14 protein-coding genes and 1 other RNA gene are annotated in these 13589 nt (G+C 66.4%); 7 read left to right on the forward strand and 8 right to left on the reverse strand.

The annotated features are described in order from the left end of the window. Nucleotides 1-16: 16 nt before the first annotated feature. Complete coding sequence (locus tag AC5P5X_RS10175; RefSeq protein ID WP_495215974.1) at nucleotides 17-2038, reverse strand: esterase/lipase family protein; 2022 nt, start codon at nucleotides 2036-2038, stop codon at nucleotides 17-19. Nucleotides 2039-2191: 153 nt separating this feature from the next. Between AC5P5X_RS10175 and AC5P5X_RS10180 the strand changes: the two genes are divergently transcribed. Continuing rightward, the gene (locus AC5P5X_RS10180) at nucleotides 2192-2653 is read left to right on the forward strand and encodes a methyltransferase family protein (protein ID WP_043035469.1); all 462 of its coding nucleotides are present in this window, start codon (nucleotides 2192-2194) and stop codon (nucleotides 2651-2653) included. 13 nt (nucleotides 2654-2666) lie between these two features. On the opposite strand, the gene AC5P5X_RS10185 is transcribed toward AC5P5X_RS10180, so the two are convergent. From AC5P5X_RS10185 to ssrA, 3 genes are all read right to left on the reverse strand, one after another. Next, nucleotides 2667-3149: a hypothetical protein gene (locus tag AC5P5X_RS10185; protein ID WP_111188919.1), complete on the reverse strand. Its 483-nt coding sequence runs from the start codon at nucleotides 3147-3149 to the stop codon at nucleotides 2667-2669. 81 nt (nucleotides 3150-3230) lie between these two features. Further along, complete coding sequence (locus tag AC5P5X_RS10190) at nucleotides 3231-4604, reverse strand: hypothetical protein (protein ID WP_157806731.1); 1374 nt, start codon at nucleotides 4602-4604, stop codon at nucleotides 3231-3233. 178 nt (nucleotides 4605-4782) lie between these two features. Then, nucleotides 4783-5136, reverse strand: a transfer-messenger RNA (tmRNA) gene (gene ssrA / locus AC5P5X_RS10195). A 219-nt stretch (nucleotides 5137-5355) separates the two neighbouring features. Between ssrA and AC5P5X_RS10200 the strand changes: the two genes are divergently transcribed. Beyond that, nucleotides 5356-5928 (forward strand): hypothetical protein, encoded by a 573-nt coding sequence (locus AC5P5X_RS10200; RefSeq protein WP_005409230.1) that lies wholly within the window; start codon nucleotides 5356-5358, stop codon nucleotides 5926-5928. A 125-nt stretch (nucleotides 5929-6053) separates the two neighbouring features. On the opposite strand, the gene smpB is transcribed toward AC5P5X_RS10200, so the two are convergent. Continuing rightward, the gene (gene smpB, locus AC5P5X_RS10205) at nucleotides 6054-6557 is read right to left on the reverse strand and encodes an SsrA-binding protein SmpB (RefSeq protein ID WP_005409231.1); all 504 of its coding nucleotides are present in this window, start codon (nucleotides 6555-6557) and stop codon (nucleotides 6054-6056) included. 57 nt (nucleotides 6558-6614) lie between these two features. Here smpB and AC5P5X_RS10210 point away from each other — a divergent pair, with 57 nt between their 5' ends. Next, nucleotides 6615-7040 (forward strand): type II toxin-antitoxin system RatA family toxin, encoded by a 426-nt coding sequence (locus AC5P5X_RS10210; protein WP_005409232.1) that lies wholly within the window; start codon nucleotides 6615-6617, stop codon nucleotides 7038-7040. A gap of 3 nt (nucleotides 7041-7043) precedes the next feature. Further along, nucleotides 7044-7301: an RnfH family protein gene (locus AC5P5X_RS10215; RefSeq protein ID WP_100438406.1), complete on the forward strand. Its 258-nt coding sequence runs from the start codon at nucleotides 7044-7046 to the stop codon at nucleotides 7299-7301. A gap of 36 nt (nucleotides 7302-7337) precedes the next feature. Here AC5P5X_RS10215 and AC5P5X_RS10220 read toward each other — a convergent pair whose 3' ends face one another. Next, the gene (locus tag AC5P5X_RS10220; protein WP_005409234.1) at nucleotides 7338-7730 is read right to left on the reverse strand and encodes an outer membrane protein assembly factor BamE; all 393 of its coding nucleotides are present in this window, start codon (nucleotides 7728-7730) and stop codon (nucleotides 7338-7340) included. Nucleotides 7731-7833: 103 nt separating this feature from the next. Here AC5P5X_RS10220 and fur point away from each other — a divergent pair, with 103 nt between their 5' ends. After that, nucleotides 7834-8241 (forward strand): ferric iron uptake transcriptional regulator, encoded by a 408-nt coding sequence (gene fur / locus AC5P5X_RS10225; protein ID WP_005409235.1) that lies wholly within the window; start codon nucleotides 7834-7836, stop codon nucleotides 8239-8241. Between the two features lie 114 nt (nucleotides 8242-8355). Here fur and AC5P5X_RS10230 read toward each other — a convergent pair whose 3' ends face one another. Continuing rightward, complete coding sequence (locus AC5P5X_RS10230; RefSeq protein WP_111188918.1) at nucleotides 8356-9582, reverse strand: SGNH/GDSL hydrolase family protein; 1227 nt, start codon at nucleotides 9580-9582, stop codon at nucleotides 8356-8358. Nucleotides 9583-9679: 97 nt separating this feature from the next. On the opposite strand from AC5P5X_RS10230, the gene AC5P5X_RS10235 reads away from it, so the two are divergent. Beyond that, nucleotides 9680-10597, forward strand: a complete 918-nt coding sequence (locus tag AC5P5X_RS10235; RefSeq protein WP_005409237.1) for a LysR family transcriptional regulator — start codon at nucleotides 9680-9682, stop codon at nucleotides 10595-10597. Between the two features lie 109 nt (nucleotides 10598-10706). Here the strand turns inward: AC5P5X_RS10235 and recN are convergent, their stop codons facing one another. Next, complete coding sequence (gene recN / locus AC5P5X_RS10240) at nucleotides 10707-12368, reverse strand: DNA repair protein RecN (protein WP_099484002.1); 1662 nt, start codon at nucleotides 12366-12368, stop codon at nucleotides 10707-10709. A 115-nt stretch (nucleotides 12369-12483) separates the two neighbouring features. Here recN and hrcA point away from each other — a divergent pair, with 115 nt between their 5' ends. Next, nucleotides 12484-13548 (forward strand): heat-inducible transcriptional repressor HrcA, encoded by a 1065-nt coding sequence (hrcA, locus tag AC5P5X_RS10245; protein ID WP_005409239.1) that lies wholly within the window; start codon nucleotides 12484-12486, stop codon nucleotides 13546-13548. The last annotated feature ends 41 nt before the right edge of the window (nucleotides 13549-13589 follow it).

Below are 13589 nucleotides of genomic sequence, written 5' to 3' on the forward strand. Positions count from 1 at the left end.
CCTCAGCCGCGAGCAGCTACTTCACCGTGGCCGAATGCTGCTGCATGTCTTCATGCAGGATCCGCCGCAGTTCGACGATGGCCGGCGTGGCTTCCTGCACGCTGTGCCCGGATACGATCACCTTCTCCGAATCCGCGTGCGGCAGGTGCGAGCTCCAGTAGGGCACCAGCCCGTCGTCGGTCTTTTCCAGCGGCCCATCGGCCTTGGCGCGCGCGATGATCGAGTGGTAGTGCACCTTCGGCGACATCGGCAGGTCGGCCACCGCGCGGACGAAGGGATCGTCCTTGTCCAGATTCTGGATGCTGTTCATCTGGTAACCGTGCTTGCCATCATTGCGGTCGATCTGGCCGTCGTTGGCGATGGTGGCGACGTCTTCCAGCACGGTCAGCGGCAACCGCACCAGGCGACCGATCCAGCGGCCCAGGCGGGTGCCCGCCACGTCGGTGCCGCGGTGTGGCGTGGCGATGAATACCACGCGCGATACTTCCGGTTCCGGCAGGAAGGTCAGCACCGGTGCGCCCTTGGTACGCAGCAGTTCACGCTGTGCCGGCGTCATCTGCGCAGTCTCCAGCAGGGTGTCGACCAGATGATCGCCGGAAGAGGAGATCATCAGCCGCGCGATCACGCCACCCATGCTGTGCCCGACCAGCACCATGTCATGCGAAGCCTGCGCCTTGCCGCTGGGGTCGAAATGCTTGAGCACTTCGGACAGTGTATGACGCATCGCATCGTGGCTCATCGCGATGGGCATGTTGGTCGGGTAGTAGAACTGCCAGACCTGGAAGTCCTGGCGGATCTCGTCGTCGCGCATCAGTTCGTTGGCGACGTTCACCCAGGCTTCCGGGCTGCTGGCCAGGCCATGGATCATCAGCAGCACGCGGCGGTTGGGATCGTAGGGCTGCATCATGTACAGGTGCGGCGTGTCGATGCCGCCCTTGCCACCGAACAGCGAGCGCAGCGACTGGTGGCTGAAGTTGGAACGGGCCAGCCACAACGCATAGCCGGCGGTGAAGTTCGCGGCCAGCGGAACCTGTTGGCCATGCAGGGTGACTTCCGTGACCTGGTAGGGATCGTGGATCTCCAGCTCAGGCTCGTCGTCGTGCAGCACTTCCCACAGGTTCTTTCCCGAGAAGCGCAGCAGCACCGTCATCGAAGGGGAGGGCATCTCGCTCCAGCTCTGCGCGGCCGAGGTGCTTGCCTGCGCGGCGGGCGTCGCTGCCGAAGGCGGGGTGGCCGTGCTGCCAGCCGGATCGTTCATCACCGCCACCAGCTCGGCACCGAAGCCATCGCGGCGATGCACGCCGCGCAGCGTGCCAGTGAACGACAGCGAGGCCGCCGGTACCAGTTCGGTAGGGGTACGCGTATCCAGCGGTGATGCTTCGCCTGAAGGGGCCAGCACGAAGGTCCAGCGACCCAGCTGGAAGTGGCTGGCCTGGCCGTGCACGCGGCCCGTGGCATAGGCGTCGTACAGTTGTACCGAGGCTTCCTGCACGGCCAGGTTGTAATAGTCGCGCACCTGGGTCTGGCGATCTTCGAAGCCGCGCTGGTTGGCGGTGCGCTCGGTGAAGAAGAGATACGCATAGGCCTGGCGCGCGACCTGCATCCACGCATCCAGGCGCGGTTGGAAATCGGCATCCAGCTCGGTGATCGCGCTCTTGGCGCGGCCGGATGCCGAGTACTCACGCTTCGGCGCCGGCAGGGTCATCGCATACTGCAGCCACAACTCGGCCAGGCTGGAGCGTTTGTCTTCCTCGCGCACCACGATGCTGCTTTCCATCGCCTCGATGCAGGGCAGGCCCGGTTTGGCGCATACGCCTTCATCGAGGCCGGCCACCCGCAAGGTCTCCGTGGTCGCCGCGCTGAGCTTGCCGGAAGTGAGGATGTCACCGCGCTTGAGCGCGATGTACTGGCCGGGCGTGACCGAGGCCACCTGCACCGACGGCCCGAACTGGCGCAACGTGGCGCAGCCGCCCAGGGTGAGCAGCACAGTGATGATGAGGGTCGTGCGGCCGATGAAGCCCAAGCCCGTGATTGTCATACGATCCTCCTGCGCGGTGGCGCCACTCTAGCGGCCGGCCTGTCAAAGCGGAAGATACCGGGCGGTCGGTTTGGGGCGCTCAGGCGCTGCTATCCAAGCGATTCAGCCGGTTCCGTGTGACACTGGGGTGAATGGAGTTATGCAGGGACTGCGATGACGTGGCTTGAGACCCGGATCCCGCCGCCGCTGGTGATGCTGCTGTGCGCGGGGATCGGCTGGCTTGGGAGCCGACTGTGGCCGGAGGCGGTCTTGCCACTGCCGATGCGGGCGCTGATGTCAGGCGGGGTGATGGCGATCGGTGTGGCGCTGAACCTGCTGCCGAAGCTTGCGTTCCAGCGGGCGCGCACCACGGTCAATCCGCTGCGCCCTTCGGCATCAAGCGCGCTGGTCACGCGCGGCATGTACCGTTACACGCGCAATCCGATGTATCTGGGCCAGGCAACGATCCTCACTGGCGCAATGTTGTACCTGCAGAACACGATCGCGTTGCTGGCTGTGCCGTTGTTCGTGCTCTACATCACCTGGTTGCAGATCATGCCGGAAGAGCGGGCGTTGCTGGCCCGCTTCCCCGACGTGTATCCGATGTTCCGCCAACGTGTGCGGCGTTGGCTGTAGCGGGCATCACCCATTATCGAGAGATCTGGCACTTCACGGCAGCGGAATAGCCTTCGTAGTCATCGCCTGCGATCACGTGCAGGGTGTGGCGCTTGTCAGTGGTCTTCACGTATGAAGGTTCCTGCGTGTTGGCGTGTTCGTTGACCGTGTTCACTGACCACGCTTTGGCCAGATGCGTGGCGTCAACGCCGATCAAGTAGACGAAGAGGCTCTTCTCGCCCTCGGCCACGTTCACATCGGCACTGGTGACGGTGCCGCCGAACAGGGCGACCGGCTTGTCCTCCGGCTCGAAGGTGCCACCCGGTTTCCTGGCCAGGCCAGCGGCCTGGAGTGCATCGATGGCGTCGGCCTCGCTGAAGTCCGAGCCGGCCTTGCAGGCCAGCAGGGCTTCCAGCGTGGCGGTGCCGGGGGGCGCGATAGCCGGTGCCGCGGCGTGCGTGGCTGGGGGTGCGGCGAGGGTGACGAGGAACAGGGTGAGAGCGACGGGAGCTTTCATGGCAGATCCTTTAATGTGTCGCGGGATAGCCGGTGGCGGGGCGAACAGATCCCGGCCACCGGCCACATTCGGCGTGATGGGTCAGTCGAACCAAACCAGCGGCATGTCGGCATTGAGCGACATGTGGCGGAAATCTCCTAGCACCTGGGCCACGGCCTGCACGGTGTGGCAGCCCGTTCCCAGCGCGGACGATCCCGCGCTCAGGTAGCTGGCGGAGATGGTACGGGTGCTGACCGAGTCCGGTCTGGAGCCCAACTGCTGGGTGCCGAGGCTGCCCACCTGCTGGCCATCGATCTTCAGGAACAGGAACACGCTTCCGCCACCGTCGTTCGGGTCACCCTGCACGCGGGACTTTGTCGAGAAAAGCACCACGCCGTTGTGCCCCTGCGGAATGCAGACCTGGCCCTCGCCAATGACCACCTGCGAGCCCGCTGACGGACAGCCCGGCGCGAAGCCATTGGTCCCGACGCAGACATAGGCGAAGCGGCGGTAGGGGCCTGCGGCGGCGTAGTTGAATCCAGGATTCAACCCCTTTCCGACCACGCCAAAGCCGTTGGACAGCGTCACCAGTCGGGAGTTGGCGCCGAACTTGTACTTTACGTTGTTGGTGTTGGCGTCCTGCGGCTGGTAGTACGGCGATTCGGACGCGACGAAGCTGACAGTGCTGTAAGCCGGCGGATTGACGAACAGGCCTTGCGAATAGAAGGGAGCCTGCGTTTCTGCGCCACTGAAGATGTCATTGATCGACCAGGTCATCGATTCGATGCCGGGCTCCTGCTCGTTCAGGAAAATTCCCATCATGCCATCGCCGTAGTTGCCCCATGCGAACGCGCGGCCGGAAGCCATGGCCACGATGGGGCCACCGGGATTGCCGGCCTGGGCAGTCATCAGCAGCTTGCGGTCCTTGGCCTGCAACGCCATTCCTTCAGGGCTGCCGACAGTATTGAAGTCCAGCTGCGCGGTGTCACTCGGAAGGCTGCTGTTGGTTACCGAGCCAGCAGATGTGATGAGCACGGAAAGGTTGCTGGCGGAGCCGAAATTGACGGCCGAACCGATGGCCTGTCCGGCCAGGTTGACCGTATGGTGTCCGGCGGGCAGGTACTTGGCACCGATGACATTGAAGGAGTGCTGTTGGGCCGATGTCGACTGCCGCCAGTCGATGTAGCTGTCGTTGGAGACCACCTCACCGTTGATGGTGATGTAGGCGTTGGCGGCAGAGCGGCCGCCAGGGAAGTACCGTCCATCGGACTGCACGTATACCCATCCAGGGGCGTTCAGATCGATGGTGCTCGAAAGCAGGGTTGCCGTGCCGGGTTGTACGCGCTGGTCAGCGGCCAGCTGCAGATAGCGGGAGCCTGGCGTGGCAGCGGAAGCCTGCCCCAGTGCCAACGCCACGGCCAAGCCCACAAACAGTGTGATGCGCTTCATCTGATGTCCTTTCAGGTTTCGGGTCACGTCGTGTGACGCAGGGACTCTACTGGATCCGGATCTCAGCTTCTGTGACTGGCTCCCGATGCGGGTGGCATCGGGGAATGTCGGGACAGCAGAGGAAGCGCCATCCTCGGAAAACAAAAAAGCCGGAACTCCATTGACGGGAGATCCGGCTTCTTGCGGCCTCGACAGGCCATACAAATGGTGGAGGTGGGCGGAATTGAACCGCCGTCCGAAGGCACTCCATCCCCAGCACTACATGCTTAGCTCACCGTTGGATCTCGTCCCCGAACAGCACGGCGTGCAAAGCGCATCCGGGAACCAGCCTGTTGTGTTCTAGTGCCGGACTGACAGGCAGCCACCCAGCGCGATTCCATGATAGTGACTCTACACCGCGAGCATGGACACAAGCGGTTTCGAGGCTTAGGCCTTAAGCGGCCAGAGCGTAGTTGTCGTCGTTGGCAACTAGAGTTTTGCAGCTGGATTTACGAGGAAAGCTACCCCCTCGGCATGCGCCAGGCGACTTCACAACCCCCGTCGAAACCAATGCACCCCCGGTTTCTACAGTGCTGCAAGGTACAGGGCCGATCCCGCGTTGCCACGGTCAGGGCCTGCCCAACGGTTGCAATGCTACGGCAAAACAGCTGAACAGTCACCTTTGCAGTCCACAACACGTTGTAGAGCCGCCGTCATAGCGGATTGGTAACGTCATTGGCACGAATTTGCGACACACTGGCGACGACCATCCGAGCCAGGACAGACACGGAGACTGTGGGTGACCGATGCAAGCCAACAACGCAGCCTGCGACAGCTGATCGGGCCGGTCGGTGCCGACTATCAGCGGCGCGCGTTGCCGCCCGGCTGGGTCTGGGCCGTGCTGGCGGTGCTGCTGGCGGCCACCTGGGTGACGGAGTTGCCGGCCACGGCCGCGGCGGCACTGGTCGCCAGCGCGGTGGTGGTGCACTGGTCGCAGCGCGGTCGCATCCATTGGCTCGGCTGGCGCCTACCGGGCCTGGCCGTACTGGCGGCCCTGCTGTGGGGGCCGGAAGTGCTGTCGCAGTGGTTCGAGCACGGGCTGGCCGTGGTCCTGATGTCGCTGGCCAGTCTCAGTATTGGCGTGCACGTGTGGCAGTCGCGGCAGTTGGCGCGCCAGCTGCAGGGCGCCGCCGATGCGCTGGATGATGCCCAGTTGCTGTCGTTGCTGCCCGATGATGCCGCGCAGCTGGCCCAGCAGTGGCGGGAAGGCGATGACCGCTACGCGCCGGAACTGGCGGTGGTGATGCACCTGGCGGTGATGCACGCGGCGCTGGCGCCGCGCATGCGCGGGCAGGGCATGCTGGCGGGGTGACCCGCCTTTTGTAGCGTCGAGCCATGCTCGACTGCTTTTCTTACCGAAGCCGAGCATGGCTCGGCTCTACAGAAGACCAAGACAGCCGAGCATGGCTCGGCTTTACAGGGTGATGCGCAGCGGCCTTACGCGTCGCGGTTGCCGCGACGCATCACGCGCTGCTTCTCGATCGCCCAGTCGCGGTCCTTGGCGGCATCGCGCTTGTCGTGGGTCTGCTTGCCCTTGGCCAGCGCGACTTCGAGCTTGATCTTGTTCTTGCTCCAGTACATCGCGGTGGGCACGATGGTGTAGCCATCGCGCTCGACCTTGCCGACCAGCTTGTCGATCTCGCTCCGGTGCAGCAGCAGCTTGCGCTCGCGCCGGTCGTTGGCCACCACGTGGGTGGAGGCCTGGATCAACGGGGTGATCTGGGCGCCGATCAGGAAGATCTCGCCGTGCTTCACGTAGGCGTAGGCATCGATGATGTTGCCGCGGCCAGCGCGGATCGACTTCACCTCCCAGCCCTGCAGTGCCAGGCCGGCCTCGAAGCGTTCTTCGATGTGGTACTCGTGGCGGGCACGCTTGTTCAACGCGATGGTCTTGTTGGCCGTCGCGCTCTTTGCTTTATCCTTGCCGCTGTTCTTGCTCATTTCCGTATTGTCTCCGATTCGGGCCCGCCCGGTCGATTGCCGAAACGTCCTGTATTCATGCCTACTATCCGCCGCAGCGCCCTGGTCGAACATTCGTCCGCGCGCATGTTCGACCTGGTCAACGATGTCCAGGCCTATCCGCGCCGCTTCCGCTGGTGCTCGGCTGCCCAGATCCTGGAGCAGGGCGAGGACCGGCTGGTGGCGCGCCTGGACCTGGGCCTGGGTTCGTTCAGCACCTGGTTCCAGACCGAAAACACCCTGCAGCGCCCGCACAGCATCGACATGCAGCTGCGCGATGGCCCGTTCAAGCAGTTGCACGGCCGCTGGGAATTCCATGCGCTGGCCGAGGACGCCTGCAAGGTCACCCTGACCCTGGAATTCGAGCCCAGCTCGCGCCTGCTGGGGCCGGCCCTGGCGATCGGCTTCCAGGGTCTGGCCGATCGGATGGTCAATGATTTCGTCCGCGTCGCCGACGAGGCCTGAGCGATGATCGAGGTCGACGTGGTGCTGGCCTGGCCGCAGCAGGTGCTGTCGCGCCGGCTGCAGCTGGACGAGGGCGCGACCGTGGCCGATGCCATTGCCGCCGCCGCGCTGGAAGGCAGTGACCGATGCCCGGCCGTGGCCGTGCATGGCGTACTGGCGCGCCCGCAGCAGGTGTTGCTGGAGGGTGACCGCATTGAGCTGCTACGCCCGTTGCTGGCCGACCCCAAGGACAACCGCCGGCGCCGCGCGCTCGGCGGTTGATGCCCGCAACCCGTCCGTGGGGACGGGCAGGGGGCCTCAGCGGCCCTTCTTCTTCTTGTCCTTCGGCAGGTTGCGGCCGAACTGGCGCACGGTCTGCTGGGCCAGGGCCTTGTCGTTGCCCGGGAAGTAATCGCCTTCCCAACGGGTCACGGTGTCATTCTCGAAGAACACCACGAAGTTCTTCACTTCAGTACGTCCCAGGCGGTTCACCCGCTGGCTGGAGGTGTAGTCCCAGCGCTGGGCGTGGAACGGATCGGGAATGGACGGGGTGCCCAGCAGCGCGGTGACCTGCTGCTTGCTCTGCCCGACCTGCAGCTTGGCCACGGCATCTTCCCGGATCAGGTTGCCCTGATAGATGGGTTGCTTGTAGATGATGCCGCACCCGGTGGTGGACAGGGCGACGGCGGCGACCAACAGGAGATTGCGCATCGGGACTGGCGGTTGGGGAAATCAAACCGATGATACACTCCCGGCGTGCCACCGCGACCCAATCCGAGGCAGCTGGCGCTAAATCGCCAATGAACGGAGACCTATGGAAACCCACGACCTGCGTAAAGTCGGCCTGAAGGTGACCCATCCGCGGATGCGGATCCTGGCGCTGCTCGAGCAGCGCAATGCCCAGCACCACATGACCGCCGAAGACATCTACCGCCAGCTGCTGGAGCATGGCGACGAGATCGGCCTGGCGACGGTGTACCGGGTGCTGACCCAGTTCGAGGCCGCCGGCCTCGTGCTCAAGCACAATTTCGAGGGCGGCCAGGCGGTCTACGAACTTGACCGTGGCGGCCACCACGACCACATGGTCGACGTGGACAGCGGCAAGATCATCGAGTTCGAGAGCCATGAGATCGAGGAGCTGCAGCGCAAGATCGCAGCCGACCACGGCTACGAACTGGAAGAGCACTCGCTGGTGCTGTACGTGCGCAAGAAGCGCAAGTAAGCCGATCCAGCCAGCCAGATGCGACGAAACCCCGGGCCTGCCCGGGGTTTTTCGTTGCTGGGTCGCGTGCTGGGGTCAGAGCCCTTTGCTGGCGCAAAGGGATCCGACCCCGGCCTACCCCTGACCTCCAAGCAGCACGTCCAGATCCACCGCCTCGGCCATCGCCCGGTTCCCCGCATCACCCGGATGCAGGTGATCGCCGGAGTCGTAGGCAGCGGCCATCCGTGACGGATCGGCCGGATCGCGCAGGGCCGCGTCCAGGTCGATCACCGCGTCGAACGGCCCGTCGGTGCGCAGCCAGGCATTGAGCTGGCGGCGCAGGGCGTCCTTGTCCGGGTGGTAGTAGTCGTCCAGCGGCGTGCCGGGCAGGGCGCCGGCGAACGGCATCAGGGTGGCGCCGAGGATGCGTAGACCCCGCCGATGGGCCTGTTCGGCCAGGGCGCGGTAGCCTGCCTGCAGCTCGGCAAGCGTGGGCCGCGCCTGCTTGCGCGCGAAGGCAGTGCCGGGCCAGCTGATGTCATTGATTCCAACCAGCACGATCACGCTGGACACGCCAGGCTGATCCAGTGCATCGCGTTGGAAGCGGGCGAGCGCGGATTCCCCCATGCCGTCGTGCAAGAGGCGGCCACCCGAGATGCCGGCATTGACCACCGCCGCCCCGCACGGGACCAAACGTGCGGCCAGATGGTCGGTCCAGCGCTGGTCCTGGTCGAGGCTGGCGGTGGCGCCGTCGGTGATCGAATCGCCGATCACCACCACGCTGCGTGCGCTGGTCGGCGCCTCGACCTCGATGCCGGCCAGGAACAGGCGGGCCGTGGTGCTGCTGGCCCCGCTCAGTGCCTGGGCCTGGCTCTGGTCGCCAGGCGCAATCCAACTGGTCTGCCTGCCCTCCCAATGGAACGTCTGTACCGGCATCGGCCCCGGCACGAAGACGCTGACCTGCAGCGCCTGCCGGTCAGCCGTGGCCAGTGGCAGCGGATCGCTCAGCCGTTCCTGCCCGGGGCCGATCAGCACTCCGGGCTGGCCTTCGAAACTGAGCGGCTGCGGGGTGTCCCCCGCCCGGGCGGCCACGCTCGCCGCCCCGATCCGCAGTGGTTGAGTGCCGTAGGCATTGCTCAGCCGCACCCGCAGCCGAGACCCGCCCAGGCTGATACGTGCCGTCTGGCGGAAGGTCTGGTCCTGCAGTGCGGCTGGGACCAGGGTCGGAAACAGGAATTCCGGGCCCCAGACCGGTTGCGGGCTGGCCTGCCAGCTGGCGACCCAGTGTGGCGCAGGGGCGGCGCTGGCGGCACTGGACAGGCCGATCAATGCGGTGGTGACGAGCTGGCTGAAACGATTCATCGGGCAATCCCGGGTGGAGGGATTGCCATGGTGATTCCGTACTCATCTGTGAACTAGACTGCGCATGGACAATCATCTGTGAACTGGATTCATTGCCATGGCGCGCTCCGACATCAACCGATCCGGCGAACTGGAAGTGTTCGTGCGGGTGATCGAGACCGGGGGCTTTTCCGCAGCCGCCCGAACATTGGAGATGACCCCGTCGGCGGTCAGCAAGCTGGTGGCGAGGCTGGAACAACGTCTGGGGACGCGCCTGCTGCAGCGTTCCACCCGCCAGCTGCAGCTGACTCCCGAGGGCTGCGCGTTCTACGAGCGCGGCCTGCGCGTGCTGGCCGACCTGGACGAGGCCGAGCGCTGTGCCAGTGCTCACGCCGAGCCGCGTGGACGCCTGCGGGTCAATTCCAACGTGCCGTTCGGCCAGCATTTCCTGTTGCCGTTGCTGCCGGCGTTCCTGCAGCGCAATCCGCAGGTAGGCGTGGACCTGACCCTCAACGACGAGGTGATCGACCTGCTGGAGCAGCGCACCGACGTGGCGGTGCGGGCCGGTCCGCTGAAGAGCTCGAGCCTGGTGGCGCGGCGGCTGGGCGCGACGCGGATGATGATCGTGGCTGCACCGGCCTACGCGCAGCGGCACGGGCTGCCACGCACTGCCGAGGAGCTGCAGTCGCACAACCGGCTGGATATCGGCCATGCGCGCGCGATGCAGGGCTGGCCGTTGCTGCAGGACGGGCGCGAACGCATGCTGCTGCCCAGTGGCAACGCCCGCGCCAGCAACGGCGATGCGCTGCGCCAGCTGGTGCTGGGTGGGTTGGGCATGGCGCGGCTGGCAGCATTCCAGGTGCAGCAGGATATTGCCGCCGGGCGCCTGCTGCCGGTGCTGGAAGAGGCCAACCCCGGTGACCTGGAAGAGGTGCACGCGGTGTTCCTGGGGCAGGGCGGCTACCTGCCGCTGCGGGTGCGCGCGTTTCTTGATTTCCTGGTGGAGAACGTCGACCTGACGCAGCCACGGGGGTAGTGCCGGCCGCTGGCCGGCAACCTCACGATCTTCGACCCCTCGCATCGGTTGCCGGCCAGCGGGCGGCACTACCGTGCGGAAGCCGGGCCCACGCACGGTAGTGCCGGCCTCAGGGCTGCAGCAGCTTGCGCGCGGCGGCGCGCGCTTCCTTGCTCACTTCCACGCCGCCGAGCATGCGTGCCAGCTCTTCCTCGCGCGCCTTGCTGTCCAGCTTTTCCACGGCGCTCTGGGTCATGCCTTCCACCGGGCCCTTGCTGACCCGGTAATGGGCATGGCCCTTGGAGGCAACCTGCGGCAGGTGGGTCACGCACAGCACCTGGCGCTTCTCGCCGAGCGCGCGCAGCTTCTGGCCGACGATGTCGGCTACCGCGCCGCCGATGCCGGAGTCGACTTCGTCGAACACCATGGTCGGTACTGCATCCAGGTCCAGCGCGGCCACTTCGATGGCCAGCGAGATGCGTGACAGTTCGCCGCCGGAGGCCACCTTGCGCAGGGCGCGCGGCGGCTGGCCGGCATTGGCTGCGACCAGGAATTCCACGCGCTCGGCACCCTGCGGGTCGGGCTTGGCGGCGTCCTGCGGTTCCAGCTCGATCAGGAACTGGCCGCCGCCCATGCCCAGCTCTGCGATGATGCCGGTGGTGGTGGCCGACAGCTCGGCAGCAGCGTTGCGACGGCTGGCGGTCAGCACTTCGGCCTGTGCGCGCCAGGCGGCGGCGGCCTTGTCGATCTCGCCGGCCAGGCGCTGCAGGCGTTCGTCGGCGCCGCGCAGCTGTTCCACTTCGGCGTGCATGCGCTCGCGCTGCGCACCCAGCTCGTCCATCGGCACGCGGTGCTTGCGGGCCAGGTCGTGCAGACGGCCGAGGCGGCGCTCGTTCTCCTCGAACTGTTCCGGGTCGGCGTCGAGGTCGTCATGCACCCGATCCAGCAGCGACAGGGCTTCGTGCAGCTGGATCGAAGCGTTCTCGATCAGGCCATCCACCTCGCCCAGGCGCGGGTCGTGCTCGATCAGGCGCGACAGCTCGTGGCGCACCTGCTGCAGCAGGTCCAGCGCGGAGCTGCCGTCGTCGCCGTTGAGCTGGTTGCTGGCGGCCTGGCAGGCGCTCAGCAGGGCGCTGGCATGGGCCTGGCGGCGGTGGCTGGCGCCGAGTGCGGCAATCGACTCCGGCTCCAGGTCTTCACGGTCCAGCTCGCGCAGCTGGTGCTCCAGGAAGCCGATCCGGTCACTGACGTCGCCCTGTTGCGACAGCGCCAGCGATTCATCGACCAATGCCTGCCAGGCCGCGGCGGCGCGTCGCACCTGGCGGCGTTCGTTCTCGTTGCGCGCATAGGCGTCGAGCAGGGCCAGCTGCGACGGGCGCGTCAGCAGGGCCTGCTGTTCGTGCTGTCCGTGGATCTCCACCAGCAGCGAGGCCAGGTCGCCCAGTTGCGCCAGGGTCACCGGGCGGCCGTTGATCCAGGCCCGCGAACCGCCATCGGCGCGGATGACCCGGCGCAGCTGGCACTGCTCCTCGTCGTCCAGCTCGTTGTCGGCCAGCCACTGGCGTGCAGCCTGCAGCTGCTCCAGCGCAAACTCGGCCGAAAGCTCGGCGCGCGCGGCGCCGTGGCGGACCACGCCGCTGTCGGCGCGCAGGCCGGACAGGAAGCCCAGCGCGTCGACCATCAGCGACTTGCCGGCGCCGGTCTCGCCTGAAACCACGGTCATGCCTGGCCCGAACTCCAGTTCGGTGGCGCGGACGACGGCGAAATCCTTGATCGAAAGATGTCTGAGCATGGGTAAGGGGGTATCAGCAGCCGCGCAACGCTAGCACGCGGGCGAGGGAGGTCCAATGACTTGCCAAGGTGATGCGCCGCCATTATCTAGTGTCCGTGTCTCACAGGTTGATTCCATGCACGGTTCTCCCGACCAGCTTGCCCCGCGTGCGCGCCATCTGCTGCGCACGCTGATCGCGCGTTACATCCAGGACGGCGAGCCGGTCGGCTCGCAGACGCTGGCGCGCGTGGCCGGGCTGGAGGTCAGTCCGGCCACCATCCGCAACATCCTGGGTGACCTGGAAGACCTGGGGCTGCTGGCCTCGCCGCACACCTCCGCCGGGCGCGTCCCGACCGCACATGGCTACCGGGTCTTCGTCGACAGCCTGCTGCAGATGCAGCCGCCGGGCGAAGGCGAGCTGGCCCGGTTGCGCCAGGAACTGGCTGGCGGCGGCAGCACCCAGGCCCTGCTCGGCAGCGCCTCGGAGCTGTTGTCGGCGATGAGCCACTTCGTCGGCGTGGTCAGCGCGCCGCGACGCGAGCAGTTCGCCTTCCGCCAGATCGACTTCGTGGCGCTGGACGGGCGCCGGGTGCTGGCGATCCTGGTGTTTGCCGACAACGAGGTGCAGAACCGCGTCATCGAGACCCGGCAGGAGTTCGCGCCGGGCCAGCTGGAGCAGGTCGCGAACTACCTCAATGCCCATTTCGCCGGCCTGCCGATGGCCGAGATCCGCACCCGACTGCTGCTGGAACTGCGCGATGCCCGCTCCGAGCTGGAACAGCTGCTGGCGCACAGCATCGAGCTGGCCGAGCAGGCCCTGCAGCCGGCGGCCGACGACATGCTGGTGGCCGGCCAGACCCGCCTGATGGGGGTGCAGGACCTGTCCGACCTGGAGCGCCTGCGCGAGCTGTTCGAGCTGTTCTCCAGCAAGCGGGAGATCCTGCAGCTGCTGGAGCGGACCATCCAGGCGCCCGGCGTGCGCATCTTCATCGGCGAGGAGACCGGGATGATGCCGCTGCAGGGCGTCTCGCTGGTCACTGCCCCTTACACGGCCAATGGCCAGGTGCTGGGCGTGCTGGGGGTGATCGGCCCCAAGCGGATGGCCTACGACCGCGTGATCCCGCTGGTCCAGGCTACCGCCGATGTACTGGGCGCGGCGTTTTCGCCAGCCGGCCGCCCGCCGGGAACATCCGACGCTTGAAACGCAGCATCCCGCCCACACTAGGGTGGGTGGAGGCGGAG

This window comes from Stenotrophomonas sp. YJH_SMC_91, from assembly GCF_059368495.1.

Bases quoted from the DNA above. Each gene is read 5' to 3' on its own strand.
- AC5P5X_RS10175 (WP_495215974.1), bottom strand. From the start codon at position 2,038: ATGACAATCACGGGCTTGGGCTTCATCGGCCGCACGACCCTCATCATC.
- AC5P5X_RS10180 (WP_043035469.1), top strand. From the start codon at position 2,192: ATGACGTGGCTTGAGACCCGGATCCCGCCGCCGCTGGTGATGCTGCTG.
- AC5P5X_RS10185 (WP_111188919.1), bottom strand. From the start codon at position 3,149: ATGAAAGCTCCCGTCGCTCTCACCCTGTTCCTCGTCACCCTCGCCGCA.
- smpB (WP_005409231.1), bottom strand. From the start codon at position 6,557: ATGAGCAAGAACAGCGGCAAGGATAAAGCAAAGAGCGCGACGGCCAAC.
- AC5P5X_RS10210 (WP_005409232.1), top strand. From the start codon at position 6,615: ATGCCTACTATCCGCCGCAGCGCCCTGGTCGAACATTCGTCCGCGCGC.
- AC5P5X_RS10215 (WP_100438406.1), top strand. From the start codon at position 7,044: ATGATCGAGGTCGACGTGGTGCTGGCCTGGCCGCAGCAGGTGCTGTCG.
- AC5P5X_RS10220 (WP_005409234.1), bottom strand. From the start codon at position 7,730: ATGCGCAATCTCCTGTTGGTCGCCGCCGTCGCCCTGTCCACCACCGGG.
- fur (WP_005409235.1), top strand. From the start codon at position 7,834: ATGGAAACCCACGACCTGCGTAAAGTCGGCCTGAAGGTGACCCATCCG.
- AC5P5X_RS10230 (WP_111188918.1), bottom strand. From the start codon at position 9,582: ATGAATCGTTTCAGCCAGCTCGTCACCACCGCATTGATCGGCCTGTCC.
- AC5P5X_RS10235 (WP_005409237.1), top strand. From the start codon at position 9,680: ATGGCGCGCTCCGACATCAACCGATCCGGCGAACTGGAAGTGTTCGTG.
- recN (WP_099484002.1), bottom strand. From the start codon at position 12,368: ATGCTCAGACATCTTTCGATCAAGGATTTCGCCGTCGTCCGCGCCACC.
- hrcA (WP_005409239.1), top strand. From the start codon at position 12,484: ATGCACGGTTCTCCCGACCAGCTTGCCCCGCGTGCGCGCCATCTGCTG.